Here is a 17,238-nt window from a genome sequence, read left to right as displayed (position 1 = left end):
TGGTCGGCCGGCAGTTCGTGACCCAGAGCTGAGGCGTTGCCGGGATCTGCCATGCTCGGTGCGGTGACGACCGGCCACCCCACCAGAGTCCGCACCCACCGCCGCGTCCGCAGCCGCACCACGGTCCGGGTTCTCGTCGCGGTCGTCGCGGTCGGAGCCCTCATCGGCACCGCCCTGGTCGTCGTACCGATGCTGCGACCGCCGGGCCCGCGTCCGCTCTTCCAACTTCCCGTCTCATGCGGTGAGACGTGGCAGCTCAGCACCTATCCCGGCCACGACGACTACGACGTCGATCTGTTTCCGACCGAGGGCGAGGCGTGGGGGCGGCCGGTGCTCGCGTCCTACGCCGGCACGGTCACCGTGGCGGGCGTCAACGGATCGTTGGGCGGGCGTAACCCGGACAATCCGGAGGGCCCGCGCGGTCGCGGTGGCGGTTACTGGGTGAAGATCGACCACGGTGGCAAGTGGGAGACCCAGTACCTGCATCTGCTCGAACCGCCGCTGGTCCGCGAGGGTCAGCGGGTTGCCCAGGGCGACCAGATCGGCCGCCTCGGCAGCACCGGCAACTCCGGGGCTCCCCACCTGCACTACGAGCAGCGCCGCGGCTGGGACAAGGTCGAGACGCACTTCGACGGGGAGCCGTCGGGTATCACCACCGACGAGCGCGAACACATCGTCAAGCGGACGAGCAACAACTGTCGTCCCGGGTGACGCTGAGCAGCACCGTCCGTTGAGGACCGCGTAGCCCACGTTTGTCCCAGAACGGCTCCGGGCATCTGGTCTGGTGGACACAGCAGACTCAGGGAGGAGCCGGCGATGACCAAGGGTGACGTCGACACGTACCACGAGGACGGGCAGTGGAAGAACCGGCCCGAGGGCAATGCGCGGGCCAGCAGTACCCATGACTCCAAGGCCGACGCGCAGGCCCAGGGTCGCGAGATGGCGGCCGACCGTGGCGTCGAGCACGTGATCAAGAAGCAGGACGGCACGGTCGGGGAGAAGAACACCTACCCGCGCAGCCGCGACCCGCGAGACATCGAGGGCTGACGGCGTCCAGCCCCTGCGGACCGACCTCCTCGGCGCGGCGAGGAGGTGGGTCCGCTTTCAGCGACTGGGAAAACCCGAGCCTGAACCGCCGGGTCGGACAGGGGTTGAGGCGGCCCGGTCAGGCCGGCACCACGTACGGGAAGGCGTCGGCGCTGGCGGCCTTGGTCACGTCCGGGGTGAGGCCGGAGGTCATCCCGGTGTTCAGCACCAGGGAGAACATCACCTCGGGTACGTTGTCGGCCATGGTGCGACCGTTGCGGACCGCGAAGCCGTAGTTGGCCGGCGTCCCGACCCGGTACGGCAGCACGTCGGGATACAGCTGGCGGGCCACGCTCCAGCCGTACGCCTGTGGATCCGGCGCGGTCCCGTTCGCGGCGACCACCCGCGCGACCGCCGATGCGATCTCCTCGCCATCCTCCGCGAGGTCCCTGCTGGGGTGCCGGGCGTTGGCCGGGTTGGAGAAGTCGGTGTCGGTCGGCCAGAAGATCGGCCACATCATCGGGTGGCCGCCACGGTTGATGGGGCGCCACCCCCCGGCGTCGGTCGCCAGCTTGGTGGTGCACCAGACGCCGATCTGCGTGCCGTCGCGCAGCAGCGGCTCGTCCTGGGAGACCTCGAGGACGATCGACTCGACAGTGGTGCCGGCGAAGCTGTTCGTGGCCTGGTCGGCCTTCCACGCCGAGCGGTCCAGCTTCGCTCCGTTCTTGAACGCGGCGTTGACGGTCGCGAGCTGGCCGAGGTCGATGTAGAACGGGTCGGTGATCCGCCCGGCCCAGATCCGGACGTTCCCGCCGCTGGAAACCTCGCCGGTCCGGCCCTCGACGACGGGAGTGCCCATCGCGGCGTCGTCGCGGGCATCCGCTCCGGTGAGCTCGTACACCATGAGGGTCTGCTTCGCGGCGCCGTCCGGTTCGCCGAAGGCCACCCGGTAGGTCAACTCCTCGAACTCCCCGCCATCGACGTGAATCTTGAATTCGTAGCGCGCCTCGGCGTGGAAGCCGCGCTGGATGTCGGCCTTCGTCACCGAGCTGTTGACGTCCATGACGAACACGGTGGCGCGCTCACCGTTGAAGACGAACAGGTCGTTGATGTAGAGCTGGCCGTTCTGGGCAGCGAGGGGGGTGTCGAGGTGATGCGACATGGGTTCACTCCAGGTGATGCCGGAATTACTGGGCGAACCCGAACATAGCGGGCATCGTTTGTGCGCCTCGGGTCATCGGCCGAATCCCGCGCGCTGGCCTTGTGCGGGATCAGGAGCCGCTGGTCACCGGGGGGCCGTCCGCTGGGGGAGAGCGACGATGGTGGAGCGGAGGCGCTTGAGGGCTTCCGCGCGGGCGCCGGTCAGCGACGGTTCATCCGTCAGCAGTGCCGGGCGGATCTCGGTGTGGCGGGGCATCTGGGCGAACGCCGTGGTGATGGCATCGAGGACCGCCGGATGGCTGCCCCATGGGCCGCCGACGATGACCAGTCGCGGGTCGGTGAGCGCGACGATGGCGGCGAGGACGCCGCTGACGGCGTGCCCCAGCGTTTCACGCGTGGCCGTGGCGGTCTGGCGGACGCGATCGACGTCGATGGCCGTCGTGCCGGCGCGGCGCAGGCCGAGGTCGGCGAACACGTCGATGAACCGGGTTGCCTGGCCGTGTGGGCCGATGGTCACCAGGTGCGCGATCTCGCCGGCCAGCCCGGTGTGGCCACGGCGTACCTCGCCGTCACTGACGACAGCGCAGCCCAGCCCCTCGCCGAGGAAGACGTAGGCGAAGTCGCTCAGGCGGGTCGGATCATTGTCTCGTTCGGCCTGCGCTGCCCAGTTGACGTCGTTGTCGACGATGACCGGGCCGCCGACCTGTGACGCCAGCACGTCGACCGGGTCGAGTTCGCCGAGCAGGAACGGCGCGTCGGGCAGTCGGACCAGTCGTCCGCTGGCGCGTTCCACCGGGTCGGCGGCGCTGACGACCGCCAGTCGGATCGCTCCTCCGGCGCTTTCCCGTGCCTGTGCGGCGGCGGCGCGCAGGGCTGACGCCACCTGCTCGGCCCGCGCCGGTCGGCTGATGTCGTGCCGGGTCCGCCCGAGGACGTCGCCGTGGGCGTCGATTCGCTCGACCACCACTCCGTCGGGCGCGATGCTGATGGCCAGGGCGGTGCCGGCTGTGTCGGCGAGGGCGTAGTACGAGCCGACCCGGCCGCGGCCGCGCCCGCCGGGCGTCCGTTCCCCGGTGTCCACGACCAGGCCGGCTTCGGCCAGCCGGCGCACGCTCTCGCCGACGGTGGGCTTGGACAGGCCGCTGCGAGTCGCGAGGTCGGCCCGGGTCAGCCGCCGTGCCTGCATCAACTCCCGCAGCACGTGCTCGTCGGTCAGCGAGCGGAGCAGCTCCAGCGAGGGCTTGACGGTGGTCACCCACCGATTCTAGGCAGGAGTCTTGCCTAGAAGGGTGCCCGCCTCCTAGAGTCTTTCCAAGAAGGAGCCCTAACTAGAAGGAGTCGCGCCGTGGACGCCCACCCCGCTCTGGCCGCCGCCCCGCTCCCGTCCCTGCCGCACTGGGAGTCGCCGCCGGACGACCTTCCCGCCGCCATCCGCCAGATCAAGGCCGCGCTACGGGCCCGAATCGAGGCTTCCGGCCGGACGGTCGAGGAGGTGTTCGCGGTCGTCGAACAGCGGGTCCAGGCGAAGGTCGACGACATCACCGCCGCCAGGGAGCGCGGCGAGACGATCTGGCCGGTCATCGAGTACGCGGACATCGAGGCGGGCACGGTGTCAGCGGCGGCGGTGGAGAAACTGCGCCAGCGGGGCTGCCTCGTCGTCCGCGGGCACTTCGACCGCCAGCAGGCCCTCGACTGGGACCGCGACATCGTCGACTACGTGGACAGCAACGGCTTCTTCGACGCGTACCGAGGTCCCGGCGACGACTTCTTCGGCAGCGTCGGGTCCAAGCCCGAGATCTACCCGATCTACTGGTCGCCGGCGCAGATGCAGGCCCGCCAGAGCGACCGGATGGCGCGGGTGCAGGCGTTCCTCAACAGCCAGTGGAAGCACGAGTCCGAGGGCGTGCGGTGGTTCGACCCGAACCGCGACTCGCTCTACCCGGACCGGATCCGCCGCCGGCCGCCGGGCGCCGACTCCAACGGTCTGGGCGCCCATCTCGACCCCGGCACCCTCGATCTGTGGATGACCGAGGCGTACCAGAAGAGCTTCGGTCACCTCTTCAACGGCACAGTCGAGCAGTACGACCCCTGGGACGCCGCCCACCGCACCGCCGGACCGCAGTATCCCGGCACCACCATGTGCTCGGCCTTCCGCACCTTCCAGGGCTGGACCGCGCTCTCGGACATGGACCACGACCAGGGGGTGCTGCACACGGTCCCGATTCCCGAGGCGATGGGCTACCTGATGCTCCGGCCGTTGCTGGCCGACGTGCCCGCCGACGACATGTGCGGCGTCACGGTCAACCAGGTCTTTCCCGCCAACGACAGGTGGCACCCGCTGCTCATGCGGGCCCTGACCGGCATCCCCGACGTCCGGGCGGGAGACTCCGTCTGGTGGCACTGCGACATGATCCACAGCGTGGCGCCCGTCCGGGGTCAACTGGGGTGGGGCAACGTCATGTACATCCCCGCGGCCCCGTGGTGCCCCCGCAACGAGAGGTACTCGGCCGCCGTCCGGGAAGCCTTCCAGACCGGGTCGAGTCCGACCGACTTCCCGGCCGAGCACTACGAGCGCGGTTGGCCCAACCGCTTCCAGCCCGACAGCCTGAACCCCACCGGACGGCGCGGCCTGGGCCTGGACTGACTGGCGCATGGCGGTGGGCCGCCCGGACATTTTCTCGGGCGGCCCACTCGCGGGTGCTACGAGCTGCCGGCGGCCTCAGACGCGGGACCACTTCTGGTTGGCCGCGCCGATGCAGTCCCACAGGTGCAGTTTGCCGCCGTTGGCGGGGTTGGCGTCCCGGACGTCCACACACCGGTTGGCGCTGACGTTGACGAGGTCACCGGCGGCGTTGAGAGTGAAGCGTTGGGCCGGGTTCCCGTTGCAGGAGACCAGGTTGACCTCGGTGCCGTTGGCGGTGCCGGCCCAGGCGGGGTCCATACACTTGCCCATCGCGCGGACGGTCCCGTCCGAGGCGAAGGTCCAGGCCTGCGCGGCGGTGGTGTTGCAGTCCCAGATCTGCAGCTTGGCGCCCTCGACAGGGTTGGCGTTGGGAATGTCGATGCAGCGCCCGCTCTGCGCGCCCCGGATCCGGCTGGTGCCAGGGGCCGGGTTGCCACCTCCGGAGGTGTAGCCGGACACCCGGACGTAGTCGACGAGCATCTGCTGCGGGAACTGCGTGGAGCCGTCCGGGTAGCCGGGCCAGTTACCGCCGACCGCCACATTGAGGATCATGAAGAAGGGGTGGTCGAACACCCACCGGTTGCCGCCCAGCCGGGCGGGGTCGACCCGGTGGTACTGCACGCCGTCCAGGTACCAGGTGATCACGTTCGGCTCCCAGTCCACCCGGTAGGTGTGGAAGCCGTCGGCGAGCGGCCCTCCGAGGGTGCGGCTGCCGGTGATGCCGCCGCCGCCGGAGTAGCCGGGCCCGTGCACGGTGCCGTAGACGGTGTTGGGTTCCCTGCCGATGTTCTCCATGATGTCGATCTCGCCGGCGTCGGGCCAGCCGCCGCCGGTGCCGAGCATCCAGAACGCGGGCCAGATGCCCTGACCGCGCGGGATCTTGATGCGGGCCTCGAACCGGCCGTACGTCTGGGTGAAGGTGGCCGCGGTCAGCAGCCGGGCGGAGGTGTACTCACAGCGTCCGTAGTGGCACTGATAGTTGGCGGGATTGTCCCGGCGGGCGGTGATGACCAGGTTGCCCTGGCCGTCGTGGACGGCGTTGCTGGTGCTGTTGGTGTAGTACTGCCGCTCGTTGTTGCCCCAGCCGCCACCGCCGATGTCGAAGCGCCATTTGCTCTGGTCGACGGCTGCGCCGGCCGGGGCGTTGAACTCGTCCTGCCAGGTGATCGGGCCGATGGCGGCCTCGGCCCGGTCCGGGTGCGCCGGGAGGACGAGCGCCGCGGTGGTGGCGAGGAGAGCGACCGCGGCGAGGACGAGGGGTCGGAAACGGGGGGCGGGACGGGCTGTGAACACGGGGGGCTCCTCAGCGGGTGGGGTGGCGGAGGCTGTGCACCGGAGGGCCTGAGAGCGCTCTCTATAGCGAAGCATGTCGATATGACGGTCTTTTTGTCAAGAGTGTTTCCAATGCGACGACAGTCCGTTACCGTCCGCCCACTCGCGCGCTCTCTCCGCCGCCTTCGCTCGAGCCGCCGCCTCGGCCGATGCGGGCTCGGAGCACATTCCTCCGATAGGGGTCTATTCGATCCTTCCTATTGCCGTGAGGCGTCCATGGGGGACAGGATGACGAGGCTCGCCGGAAACATCCCCGTAACCTGCGCGCTGCTGGTCTCTGTCACGAGGAAGTGGGAGTCAGTCATGAGCGACGTGTCGACGGCGCTGGGTGTGCGCCTCTACCCGGACCTGGTCGAGCGGGGTGGTCTGGCCCCCGCGCTCATCGAGATCGCCGCCCGGTACGAGCTCGACCTCGGCCGGGTCACCGCTCCCGAGCAGGGACGTGCCCGGTTCACCTGCGCCGAGCTGCACTCCGATCAGGGCGTGGTCTGCGTCGGGCTGGGCTCCCAGGCCCGATACTTCATGATCGATCTCCGGGTGTCCGGAGAGGTCCAGGCGCGAGGCGACGCCATGGACCTGGTCCAGGTGGCCCAGCTGGCCGCGGCCTGGCGGGCCGGGCTGACGCTCGCCGAGCTCACCGCCCGGTTCCCCTTCATGGAGGAGACGAAGCGCCGCCCGGCGTCGGTGGCTCAGGCGAGCTGACGGGCCTGCCGCAGCGCGGTCGTGCCGGAGGCGGGTCAGCAGCGCAGCCGGGGCGGCAGCGGTGAGTCGGCGGTGGCCCCGCGGTTCAGGTAGGTCGCCTCGACGAACGCGAGGAAACGTTCCGCGTCGGTCGCGTTGGAGGCCAGACCGAACGAGACGCGGACCGCGCCACCGGTCGGCAGCCGCAGCGCCCCGAGGTACTCGTCGATCGTGTCGATCCGGGCGAGCAGCCGCCGGCGCAGCGAGTCCGGGCTGATCCCGAATGCGCCTTCACCCGCACCCGGGTTGCAGAAGCAGCCGGTACGCAGGGAGAAGCCCGCCGCCGCGGCCTCCCGCGCCACGAGCCGCTCGTCGACCAGGGAGCCGTCCGGGTGGCGGAGGTTGAACGTCACAGTGCCGCCCCGGTCCGCACCCGTCGCTGGGCCGTACACCTGGACCAGTGGCCGGCCGGTGCGGTGCCGCAGCGTGGTCAGCCGGTCCAGCAGCCACCCGGTGAGCAGGCCGACCCGGGTGTGCACGAGGTCCACGTCGATCGCGTCGAGCCAGCGCAACCCGAACTCCACGTCCGGGATGCTCAGGAAGTTGAGCGTGCCGTCCTCGAACGCGGACTCGTCGTCCATCGACCGGTGCCAGTCGCCCTGCACGCTGACCGCCCGGATCGTGCGGCCGGCGAACCACGGCCGGCGCAGCCGGGCCAGCGCGTCGCGGCGGGCCAGCAGCGCGCCGACGCCGGTGGGGTAGCCGAAGAGCTTGTACCAGCTCAGGCAGACGAACTCGGGTTGGACGACGCGAAGGTCCAACCGGTTCGTCGGGGCGTACGCGGCGGCGTCGAGCAGTACGTCGTACCCGTGTCGGTGGGCCAGCTCCACCCAGCTCAGCGGGTGTTGCACGCCGGAGAAGTTGCTCTGTGCCGGGTACGCGAACAGGCCCCGACCGTCGGGCCGGCCCCACAGCCTGCCGCGGTTGGCGTCCAGCACGTCGACCAGGTCCGCCTCGGCGACCCGCAGCTCCGGACCGGTCAGCGGTACGTAGCGTGCCGGGGTCCAGCCCGGAGGTGGGCTCGTCCAGGAAGAACACGCCCGGCCGGGTGAGCAGCTCGACGGCGATGCTGGCGCGCTTGCGCTCGCCGCCGCTGAGCCGCCCCACCGGGACGGAACCCCGGTCGGTCAGCCGCAACCCGGCGAGCACCTCGGCGACCCGGTCGGTCACCTCGACCGGGCCGGTCCCCGGTGGCAGGCGCAGTCGGGCCGCGTACCGCAGTGTGCGTTCCAGGGGCAGCTCGCGGTGGATGATGTCGTCCTGCGGGACGTAGCCGACCGCATCGTCTCCGGTGGCGCCGTCGTACGACACGGTGCCGGACGCCGGTCGCCGTATCCCGGCGAGCGTCTCCAGCAGGGTGGTCTTGCCGGCGCCGCTGGCGCCGATGATGGCGACCACCTCACCCGGCTGGATGGTCAACGAGATGTCGTCCAGGATCCGGCGCCCGTCCCGGACGCTCTGGCCCAGGCCCCTGGTCATGATGCCGACGCCGGCGTGCTGGGGAGACGTCGTCTGCTCGGTCGTCATGTGGCGTGTGCTCGATCCGGTCGGGAGTGTCCCGCCTGAACATCGTGCATCGCCGATGCTACGTCCGGCTGCCACTCCACCGGCTCGACCACTCAGTCGGTCGTGGTCCGCGCCTCCGCCGGCACCTGCAGGAGGTCGAGGCAGTTGCGCCACAACGTTTCCAGTTGCGCCGGATCGTTGAGCAGCTTCGCGAGCAGGACCCGCCCCTCGATCTGGGCCACGATGGACCGGGCGGCCTCGCGGGTGTCGACCGCCGGGCCGGCGAGTCCGGTCGCCTTCGCCTCGACGACCACCTGCTCGATGAGGTCGATCTGGGCCTCGAAGATCTCCTGGAGCCGGCGACGGATCTCCTCGGCCCGGTTGCTGAGTTCCAGGGCGAGGTTGCCGAACAGGCAGCCGGCGACCACGCCGGCCTTCTGCTGGCCGGTGCGCTGGACCTCCTCGGTGGCCTCGAACAGGTCCCGCAGCCGCCGCAGCGGGTCGCGCCCGCTGCCGAGCAGCTGCTCCCACTGGCGGCGCTGGTTCGCCCAGTGCTCGTCGATGACGGTGCGGGCGAGCGCCTGCTTGGACTCGAAGAAGTAGTAGAAGCTGCCCTTGGGCACACCTGCCGTAGCGCAGATCTCCGCCACGCCCAGGGCGGAGTAGCCGCGCTGCTCGATCAGGGTTGCGGCCGCGTCGAGGATCTTGTTTCGCGCGTCACTGGTCCGTCCCATGCTTTGACGATACCCGACCGGTCGGCTAGCTTTAGTCGACCAGTCGTCTAGTGGTCATTCCGGGCGAGATCCGAGGAGCCGACAATGCCGATCGTCACCATCCAGATCACTCGCGAGGGCAACACGCCGGGCACGTCCGCGGCGACCGCCGAGGAGAAGGCCGCCCTCATCAAGGGCGTGAGCGAACTGCTGCGCGACGTCCTGAACAAGCCGTTGACGTCGACCTTCGTGGTGATCGACGAGGTCGACACCGAGAACTGGGGTCGCGGTGGCCTTCCGGTCGACCAGTTCCGGCAGCAGCAGAGCGGGGCCACAGCCGAGTAGCGGCCGCCCGAGCCGCACCGGCCTCCGAACACCCCCGCGCCGGGGGCGTCGCAACGTCGACGCCCCCGGGACGGTCGAAGCGTCCGCCGGTGGCATGAACGCCCCGCTCGCGGGAAGAACGTCGTCCGCCGTCGGAGTGGGGAGTCCAGATGAGGGCCGTCGTCTACGCGGACGTCCGGACCGTCGAGGTGCGGGAGGTCCCGGACGCGACGCTGGAGGCGGGGACCGACGCGCTCGTGCGGATCACCTCCACCGCTCTGTGCGGCACCGACCTGCACATGTACGACGGGCGGACCGGAGCCGAACCCGGCCTGGTGTTCGGCCACGAACCGCTGGGCGTGATCGAGCAGGTGGGCAGCGCCGTCCAGACGGTCCGTCCGGGCACTCGCGTGGTGATCCCCACGCACCTGTTCTGCGGAACCTGCGTGATGTGCGCCCGCGGGCTCTCGGCCGCCTGCCTGCGCGTCCGCGCGGAGGGGCCGGGTGCCGCGTACGGCTACGCCGGTATGGGCCCGTACCGGGGTGCGCAGGCCGACCTGCTGCGCGTGCCGTGGGCCGACGCGAACTGCGTACCCGTCCCCGGGGAGCCGGGTGACGGGTACGAGGACGACTTCGTGCTGCTCGCCGACGCGTTCGTCACCGGGTGGCACGCCACCGCGACCCTCGCCGGGGTCGAGCCCGGCGACACGGTCGCCGTGTTCGGCGCCGGCACCATCGGCCTGCTCAGCGCGTACTCGGCGCTGATCCGCGGGGCCAGGGTGGTGTACTGCGTGGACGGTGTGGACGCCCGGCTGGACAAGGCCGGTGAGATCGGCGCGGTGCCGGTCGACTTCCGCCGCGGCGACCCCGTGGAGCAGATCCGCGCGGAGAGGGCCCGCGCGGGACTGCCGTTGGGCGAGGAGAAGCTGGGCGGGATCGACAAGGTCGTCGACGCCGTCGGGTTCCAGGCCCGCGACCGCGAACGCCCGGACCAGGAGCGCCCCGACCAGGTCATCGCGGACGCGGCCCGGCTGGTCAACCCGGCCGGAGCGATCGCGGTCGCCGGCGTGTACCCGGAGAAGGACCTGCAACCGCGCCCCGGCGCGAGCGCCAGGGAGGAATTGACGGCACCGTGGGGAACGCTGTTCAGCAAGGGCGTCTCGGTCCGGTTCGGCCGTACCCACGACCGCCGTTACACGGTGCTGCTGCGTGACCTGGTCGTCTCCGGCCGAGCCCGGCCCAGCGTGATCGTCACCCACCACGGCACCCTCGCCGACGCGCCCGAGCTGTACGCAGCTTCGACCGCCGGGAGAACGGGGTGATCAAGGCGGTTCTGCGCCCGTGAGCGCCGGCGCCCCGGCCGGCCGTCAGAGGTTGAGTGGCGCCGGGTCGGTGGCCAGCTCCCGGAACCGCCCGCGCGGGTCGGGCACCAGCCGCCGGCTCGACAGGTCCAGCAGCCCGCCCACCCCGGTCAGCCGCGCCACCGGGGTCCCGTCCGGCAGGGTGTAGTCCTGGTCGATGTGAAAGGCGCGACCCTCACCCCAGCGGAACTGGCAGGAGACGTCCACCTCGTCGCCGCCGCGTAGCTCCCGCAGGTACTTCACGGTCACCTCCATGGCGACCGGTCCCACGCCGGCGGCGAGAAGCCGGTCCTGCGCGATGCCGGCCGCGCGCAGGCACTCCCACCGGGCGTGCTCGCCGTACTGGAGGTAGACGGCCTGGTTCAGGTGGCCCTGGGTGTCCAGCTCGTAGCCACGAACAGTGATGCGTACCCGGAACGGATCTCCCATGGACCCGAGGGTAGTGGGGCCCCGGGAAGCCGACGTACGCGGTGATCCTGGTCTTGGTCGGGCGAGATCATCCGCCGGCGGTCGTCCGCCCGAGGCGTTGATCACATCGCCGGCCGGGGTGGGTCGCATCGGCGTTGGTCGAGGTCGTCGGGGGGCTGACGATCAGGATGGCTCGATGGCGTCGGCGTCCGCTCGCGGTGCTTCGCCAGCCGCTCGGAGCGCGTTGTGCCTGCTGGCGGGCCCGGGACGATGGCCGAGGTCGATCGGCCCGTCACGCCGGGTCGATGGAGGTCCGGTGAGGGGCGGTCGGGTCTCCGGTGGGGCTCCGGCGACTGCTGGGGCGTGTGAACACTGCGCGACGTCGATATTGCCGGATTGTTACATTTTCAACAGGCCCTCGCCTTGCGGATGACCCTTCCACCGCAATACGTTGCCGTCAACAACAAAACCGAGTGAAGGTCAAACCTTCCGGAGGCAACCGATGACGTTGGCGAGGTGGTACGAGCGATGAGCGACGTGCCCATCCTCCTTGAGATGCGCTCCATCACCAAGGAGTTTCCCGGAGTCAAGGCCCTCTCCGACGTCAACCTGGTGGTTCGCGCCGGCGAGATCCATGCCATCGCGGGTGAGAACGGCGCGGGGAAGTCGACCCTGATGAAGGTTCTGAGCGGGGTCTACCCGTACGGCACCTACGACGGCCAGATCGTCTACCAGGGCGCGGAGGCCCGGTTCTCCGACATCCGCGCCAGCGAGCACGCCGGGATCGTGATCATCCACCAGGAACTCGCGCTCATCCCGCACATGTCGATCGCCGAGAACATCTTCCTCGGCAACGAACCGCGCAAGCGGGGCGCGATCGACTGGACGGCCGCGAACCGGATGGCGCTGGACCTGATGGCCCGGGTCGGTCTACAGGAGGACCCGGACACCCTGATCAAGGACATCGGGGTCGGCAAGCAACAGCTCGTGGAGATCGCGAAGGCGTTCGCCAAGGACGTCAAACTGCTCATCCTGGACGAGCCGACCGCGGCGCTGAACGAGGCCGACTCCCGACACCTGCTGGACCTGCTGCGCGGGTTCCGGTCCAGGGGCATCACCTCGATCATGATCTCGCACAAGCTCAACGAGATCGCGGCGATCGCCAACCAGATCACGATCCTGCGCGACGGCCGGACGGTGGAGACCCTCGAGGTCACCGAGGACGGCATCGACGAGGACCGGATCGTGCGGGGCATGGTCGGCCGCGAGCTGAGCAGCCGGTTCCCGGACCACACGCCGAAGATCGGTGAGGTCTTCTTCGAGGTCCGCAACTGGAACGTCCGGCACCCGATCTCCGCCGACCGCCAGGTCTGCAAGAACGAGAGCTTCGTGGTGCGCCGCGGCGAGATCGTCGGTTTCGCCGGCTTGATGGGCGCGGGTCGTACCGAGTTGGCGATGAGCATCTTCGGTCGCTCCTACGGCGTGTACGAGTCGGGCACGATCATCAAGGACGGCAAGGAGATCGTGCTCAAGTCGGTGGCGGACGCGATCGCCAACGGCCTCGCGTACGTCAGCGAGGACCGCAAGGCGATCGGCCTCAACCTGCTCGACGACATCAAGTCGTCGACGGTGGCCGCCAAGCTGTCCAAGATCACGCACCACGGTGTCCTCGACCAGGTGGAGGAGTACACGGCGGCCGAGGCATACCGCAAGGAGTTGCGGACCAAGGCTCCGACGGTCGACGAGGGCGTCTCGAAGCTCTCCGGCGGTAACCAGCAGAAGGTGGTGCTGGCGAAGTGGATGTTCACCGACCCGGACCTGCTGATCCTCGACGAGCCGACGCGCGGCATCGACGTGGGTGCCAAGTACGAGATCTACGGCATCATCCAGCGGCTCGCCGACCAGGGGAAGGGCGTCGTCGTCATCTCCTCGGAACTGCCTGAGCTGATCGGGCTCTGCGACCGCATCTACACCGTGTTCGAAGGCGCCATCACGGGCGAGATCGCCCGCGAGGATGCGGACCCCGAGACCCTCATGAAGCAGATGACCTCTACGAAGAAGATGTTGACACGATGAGCCGATTGAAGGACCTTCAGAAGAACCTGTTTGGAGGCACCACCTCCAACGCCCGTCAGTTCGGCATGATCTTCACGTTGGTGGCGATCGTCCTGCTGTTCCAGATCCTGACCGACGGGCTGACCCTGCGATCGGACAACCTGATCGCGCTGTTCCAGCAGAACTCGTACATCCTCATCCTGGCCATCGGCATGCTGATGGTGATCGTCGCCGGGCACATCGACCTGTCGGTCGGCTCGGTCGCGGCGATCGCCGGCATCCTGGTCGCCAAGTCGATGGCCGAGTGGAACCTGCCCTGGCCAGTCGCCATCCTGTTCGGTCTGGCCATCGGCGCGGTGATCGGCGCCTGGCAGGGCTTCTGGGTGGCCTACATCGGGGTACCGGCGTTCATCGTCACCCTGGCCGGCATGCTGCTCTTCCGCGGCGGCAACCAGTTCATCGGTAACGCGAGCACCGTTCCGGTGCCGGAGGGCTTCCGGGAGATCGGCGCAGGCTTCCTGCCCGAGTTCGGTCCGAACACCGGCTACAACAACGCCACGCTGCTGCTCGGCCTGGCCGCGGCGGTGGCCCTGGTCTGGCGGGAGCTGCGGCTGCGCCAGACCCGCCGGGCGATGGACGCGGACCCCGCGCCGATGTGGATCTCGATCCTGCGGATGGCCGTCATGGTCGGCGTGATCGCCTTCGCCTCGCTGCGCTTCGCCAGCGGTCGCGTCGGCACCAGTTTCCCGATTTCCGGCATCATCCTGGTGGCGCTGGTCATCGCCTACTCCTTCTACACCCGCAACACGGCCGGCGGCCGGCACATCTACGCGGTCGGCGGCAACTCCCGGGCCGCGGAGCTGTCCGGTGTGAAGCTCAAGCGGGTCAACTTCCTCGTCATGATGAACATGTCCGTCCTGGCCGCCCTGGCCGGCATGATCTTCGTGGCCCGCTCGGCGGCCTCCGGACCGCAGGACGGTAACGGCTGGGAACTGGACGCGATCGCCGCGGTCTTCATCGGTGGCGCGGCCGTCTCCGGCGGTATCGGAACCATCAGCGGATCGATCGTTGGTGGTCTCGTCATGGCCGTGCTCAACAACGGTCTGCAACTGATGGGCGTCGGCACCGACCGCGTCCAGATCATCAAGGGCCTGGTCCTGCTGCTGGCCGTCGCGATCGACGTCTACAACAAGAGCCAGGGGCGCTTCTCCATCATCGGAAGTCTGATGCGACCGTTCCGTCGCGAGGACGCCGCCCCACCCGCCTCACCGCCGGACGCGGAGCGCGAGCCCGCCAAGGCTGCGGTGTCCGGCTGACGGCCACCGACCTCTCCACCCGTCTCAATTATCAGAAAGGCAAGTCCTCCCATGCGTAAATTCTTCGGCACGTCGGTGGTTGCCATCAGCGCCGCCGCCATGCTGGCTCTCGCCGGCTGCGGCTCCGGCCGCGACGGCGACAGCGGCTCCGGCGGCGAGGCCGCCAAGGGCTTCCCGGCGAACTCGCTGATCGGCGTGGCCCTCCCGGCCAAGACCTCGGAGAACTGGGTCCTCGCCGGTGACCTGTTCACCAACGGCCTCAAGGAGGCCGGCTTCCAGGGTGACGTGCAGTACGCCGGCGCGTCGACCACGGTGGCCGACCAGCAGGCCCAGATCACCGCCATGGTCACCAAGGGCGCCAAGGTCATCGTCATCGGCGCGACCGACGCCGCGCAGCTCTCGACCCAGGTCGCCGCGGCCCACACCGCCGGTGTGAAGGTCATCGCGTACGACCGGCTCATCACCAACACGCCGGACCTCGACTACTACGTCGCGTTCGACAACTTCAAGGTCGGCCAGCTCCAGGGCCAGGCCCTGCTCGAGGGCATGAAGGCCAAGAAGCCGAACGGCCCGTACAACATCGAGCTGTTCTCCGGCTCGCCGGACGACAACAACGCCGGTGTCTTCTTCAACGGCGCGATGAGCGTGCTCAAGCCGGAGATCGACAAGGGCACCGTGGTCGTCGCCTCGAAGCAGACCGACGTCAAGCAGACCGCCATCCAGGGCTGGAAGGCCGAGGGTGCGCAGGCCCGTATGGACCAGCTGCTGACCTCGACCTACGGCAACAAGGAGCTGGACGGCGTCCTCTCCCCGAACGACACCCTGGCCCGCGCGATCATCACCTCGATCAAGGGTGCTGGCAAGAAGGTCCCGGTTGTCACCGGTCAGGACTCCGAGGTCGAGTCGGTCAAGTCGATCGTCGCTGGCGAGCAGTACATGACGATCAACAAGGACACGCGGAACCTGGTCAAGGAGACCATCAACATGGTCAAGGCCCTCCAGGCCGGTGACACCCCGCAGGTGAACGACACCAAGTCCTACAACAACGGCAGCAAGGTCGTCGACACGTACCTGCTCCCGCCGGTCGCCGTCACCAAGGCGAACGCGGCTGAGGCGTACGCCAACGACCCGAAGCTCGCGCCGCTCACCAAGTAAGCACCACACGGTAGGCAGTGACACCGATGGGTCCCGGATCTCGTGTTCCGGGACCCATCGTCGTCCTGGCACCCCCGCACCAGCCGGTACCGATCCGGAAGGAGGTCTGACCGTGGCGTCACCAGTCCGGGCCAGGCCAGCCGGCGTCGGCCGTAACCCCGAATCCCCGCTGCCCTCCGTTCCCGGCGCGAGCCAGGAGGAGATCCGGCGGCAGAACCTCGGCGCCGTCCTGCGCTACGTCCACCTGCACGGGCCGACGTCCCGGGCCGAGCTGACCAGCCGCCTCGGCCTCAACCGCAGCACCATCGGCGCGCTCGCGGCCGACCTGGTCGCCAGTGGCCTGGTCACCGAGGAGGCGCCGACCACCGCCCGCCGGGCAGGCCGGCCGTCGCTGGTGGTCAGCCCCCGATCCGACCGGGTCTACGCCCGCGCGCTGAGCATCGACGCGGACCGACTGCGCGCGGCCCGGGTCGGCCTGGGTGGGCGCATCCTGGACCTGCGCGAGGTCGCCCGCCCCGGTGGCATGACGGCGGTCGACGCGGTCGGGCCGCTGGCCGACCTCGTCCGCGACATGGAACGCTCCGTGGCCGCCGACGCGCTGCTGGTCGGTGGCGCGGTCGCGGTCACCGACACCACCTGCGAGGCGGACGGCAGCATCCGGATCGCCGGCGTCGACGAGAGTCTGGGCGTCGCGCTCGAGGCCGAGTTCGTCGCCGGCCCGGGCTTCGTGGCCGGAGACCTGGCCGACATCGCCGGCCTGGCCGAGCACATCCGTGGCGTGGCGGCCGGCATCGACGATCTCATCTACCTGCACGGTGACCTCGGCATCAGCGCCGGCATCATCGTCGACGGCCGGCTGGTGATCGGGCACCGCGGCCACAGCGGCAAGGTCGGCCACATGGTGGTCAACCCGAACGGGCTGCTCTGCGGCTGCGGCTCCCGCGGCTGCTGGGAGACCGAGATCGGCGAGGCCGCGCTGCTGCGGCACGCCGGTCGGGACCCTGGCGACCGTGCGGCGGTGGCCGAGGTGCTGGGTGCGGCGGCCGCCGGCGACCGGACCGCCCGGCAGGCGGTCGAGCAGGTCGCCGACTGGCTCGGCTTCGGCGTGGCCAACCTGGTCAACGTGGTCAACCCGGACGCCGTGGTGTTCGGCGGCTCGCTGCGCGACGTCTTCATCGCCGGGGCGGACACGGTTCGCAGCCGGTTGGGTGCCATGCCGCTGCCGGGTTCCCGCGAGCACCTACGGCTGGAGGCGGCGGCGCTCGGCCGGGACGCCGTCCTGATCGGTGCCGCCGAACTGGCCTTCGACAAGTTGCTGGCCGACCCGCTGAACGTCGGCGTCACGGGCCAGTTGGGCGCCGACGACCCGGCGTAGCCGCGCCGCGGGCGGTGAGCCCGCCAGTGCGGCGGCAGCCGGCCCGGCGGCCTCCGGTGACCTGCTCGGCGTTCGTGCCGGC

Annotated in this window: 16 protein-coding genes and 1 pseudogene; 10 read left to right on the top strand and 7 right to left on the bottom strand. The window is 69.9% G+C overall.

Annotation, left to right across the window (positions count from 1 at the left end; genetic code table 11):
* The first annotated feature begins 51 nt into the window (after positions 1–51).
* Positions 52–711, top strand: coding sequence for a M23 family metallopeptidase (locus GA0070607_RS03590; protein ID WP_089016885.1), 660 nt, complete (start codon positions 52–54; stop codon positions 709–711).
* A gap of 105 nt (positions 712–816) precedes the next feature.
* Positions 817–1,047 (top strand): DUF2188 domain-containing protein, encoded by a 231-nt coding sequence (locus tag GA0070607_RS03585; RefSeq protein ID WP_089016884.1) that lies wholly within the window; start codon positions 817–819, stop codon positions 1,045–1,047.
* A gap of 118 nt (positions 1,048–1,165) precedes the next feature.
* Here the strand turns inward: GA0070607_RS03585 and GA0070607_RS03580 are convergent, their stop codons facing one another.
* Both GA0070607_RS03580 and GA0070607_RS03575 read right to left on the bottom strand, forming a co-directional pair.
* On the bottom strand, positions 1,166–2,188 hold the full coding sequence (locus GA0070607_RS03580; RefSeq protein ID WP_089016883.1) for a DUF4331 family protein: 1,023 nt from the start codon (positions 2,186–2,188) through the stop codon (positions 1,166–1,168).
* A 123-nt stretch (positions 2,189–2,311) separates the two neighbouring features.
* Entirely contained in the window at positions 2,312–3,442 is a 1,131-nt protein-coding gene (locus tag GA0070607_RS03575) for an ROK family transcriptional regulator (RefSeq protein ID WP_089016882.1), read from the bottom strand.
* A 90-nt stretch (positions 3,443–3,532) separates the two neighbouring features.
* Between GA0070607_RS03575 and GA0070607_RS03570 the strand changes: the two genes are divergently transcribed.
* Entirely contained in the window at positions 3,533–4,831 is a 1,299-nt protein-coding gene (locus GA0070607_RS03570; RefSeq protein WP_231930807.1) for a DUF1479 domain-containing protein, read from the top strand.
* A 75-nt stretch (positions 4,832–4,906) separates the two neighbouring features.
* Here the strand turns inward: GA0070607_RS03570 and GA0070607_RS03565 are convergent, their stop codons facing one another.
* Complete coding sequence (locus tag GA0070607_RS03565) at positions 4,907–6,163, bottom strand: glycoside hydrolase family 16 protein (RefSeq protein ID WP_089016881.1); 1,257 nt, start codon at positions 6,161–6,163, stop codon at positions 4,907–4,909.
* 342 nt (positions 6,164–6,505) lie between these two features.
* On the opposite strand from GA0070607_RS03565, the gene GA0070607_RS03560 reads away from it, so the two are divergent.
* Positions 6,506–6,904, top strand: coding sequence for a hypothetical protein (locus GA0070607_RS03560; protein WP_089016880.1), 399 nt, complete (start codon positions 6,506–6,508; stop codon positions 6,902–6,904).
* 35 nt (positions 6,905–6,939) lie between these two features.
* On the opposite strand, the gene GA0070607_RS32930 is transcribed toward GA0070607_RS03560, so the two are convergent.
* From GA0070607_RS32930 to GA0070607_RS03545, 3 genes and pseudogenes are all read right to left on the bottom strand, one after another.
* Positions 6,940–7,881: an aminotransferase class V-fold PLP-dependent enzyme gene (locus GA0070607_RS32930; protein WP_231930806.1), complete on the bottom strand. Its 942-nt coding sequence runs from the start codon at positions 7,879–7,881 to the stop codon at positions 6,940–6,942.
* A gap of 85 nt (positions 7,882–7,966) precedes the next feature.
* Positions 7,967–8,422, bottom strand: a pseudogene (locus GA0070607_RS32925) (ATP-binding cassette domain-containing protein); the annotation flags it as partial.
* A gap of 140 nt (positions 8,423–8,562) precedes the next feature.
* The gene (locus tag GA0070607_RS03545) at positions 8,563–9,183 is read right to left on the bottom strand and encodes a TetR/AcrR family transcriptional regulator (protein ID WP_089016879.1); all 621 of its coding nucleotides are present in this window, start codon (positions 9,181–9,183) and stop codon (positions 8,563–8,565) included.
* Between the two features lie 84 nt (positions 9,184–9,267).
* Here GA0070607_RS03545 and GA0070607_RS03540 point away from each other — a divergent pair, with 84 nt between their 5' ends.
* Both GA0070607_RS03540 and GA0070607_RS03535 read left to right on the top strand, forming a co-directional pair.
* Positions 9,268–9,507, top strand: coding sequence for a tautomerase family protein (locus GA0070607_RS03540; RefSeq protein ID WP_089016878.1), 240 nt, complete (start codon positions 9,268–9,270; stop codon positions 9,505–9,507).
* A gap of 149 nt (positions 9,508–9,656) precedes the next feature.
* Positions 9,657–10,808: an alcohol dehydrogenase catalytic domain-containing protein gene (locus GA0070607_RS03535; protein WP_231930805.1), complete on the top strand. Its 1,152-nt coding sequence runs from the start codon at positions 9,657–9,659 to the stop codon at positions 10,806–10,808.
* 45 nt (positions 10,809–10,853) lie between these two features.
* On the opposite strand, the gene GA0070607_RS03530 is transcribed toward GA0070607_RS03535, so the two are convergent.
* Positions 10,854–11,276, bottom strand: a complete 423-nt coding sequence (locus tag GA0070607_RS03530; protein ID WP_089016877.1) for an acyl-CoA thioesterase — start codon at positions 11,274–11,276, stop codon at positions 10,854–10,856.
* Positions 11,277–11,783: 507 nt separating this feature from the next.
* On the opposite strand from GA0070607_RS03530, the gene mmsA reads away from it, so the two are divergent.
* From mmsA to GA0070607_RS03510, 4 genes are all read left to right on the top strand, one after another.
* Positions 11,784–13,331 carry a multiple monosaccharide ABC transporter ATP-binding protein gene (gene mmsA, locus GA0070607_RS03525; protein WP_089016876.1) on the top strand — a complete coding sequence of 516 codons (1,548 nt, stop codon included), beginning with the start codon at positions 11,784–11,786 and terminating at the stop codon, positions 13,329–13,331.
* Positions 13,328–14,626 carry a multiple monosaccharide ABC transporter permease gene (gene mmsB / locus GA0070607_RS03520; protein WP_089016875.1) on the top strand — a complete coding sequence of 433 codons (1,299 nt, stop codon included), beginning with the start codon at positions 13,328–13,330 and terminating at the stop codon, positions 14,624–14,626. Before mmsA ends, mmsB begins: the two co-directional genes overlap by 4 nt.
* Positions 14,627–14,677: 51 nt before the next feature.
* Entirely contained in the window at positions 14,678–15,781 is a 1,104-nt protein-coding gene (locus GA0070607_RS03515; RefSeq protein ID WP_089016874.1) for a substrate-binding domain-containing protein, read from the top strand.
* Positions 15,782–15,893: 112 nt separating this feature from the next.
* Positions 15,894–17,156, top strand: a complete 1,263-nt coding sequence (locus GA0070607_RS03510; RefSeq protein ID WP_408630866.1) for an ROK family transcriptional regulator — start codon at positions 15,894–15,896, stop codon at positions 17,154–17,156.
* The last annotated feature ends 82 nt before the right edge of the window (positions 17,157–17,238 follow it).

It is taken from the genome of Micromonospora coriariae (assembly GCF_900091455.1).
Lineage (GTDB): Bacteria > Actinomycetota > Actinomycetes > Mycobacteriales > Micromonosporaceae > Micromonospora > Micromonospora coriariae.
Note: the sequence above shows the minus strand (reverse complement) of the source record. Positions and strands in the feature narration are given on the sequence as shown.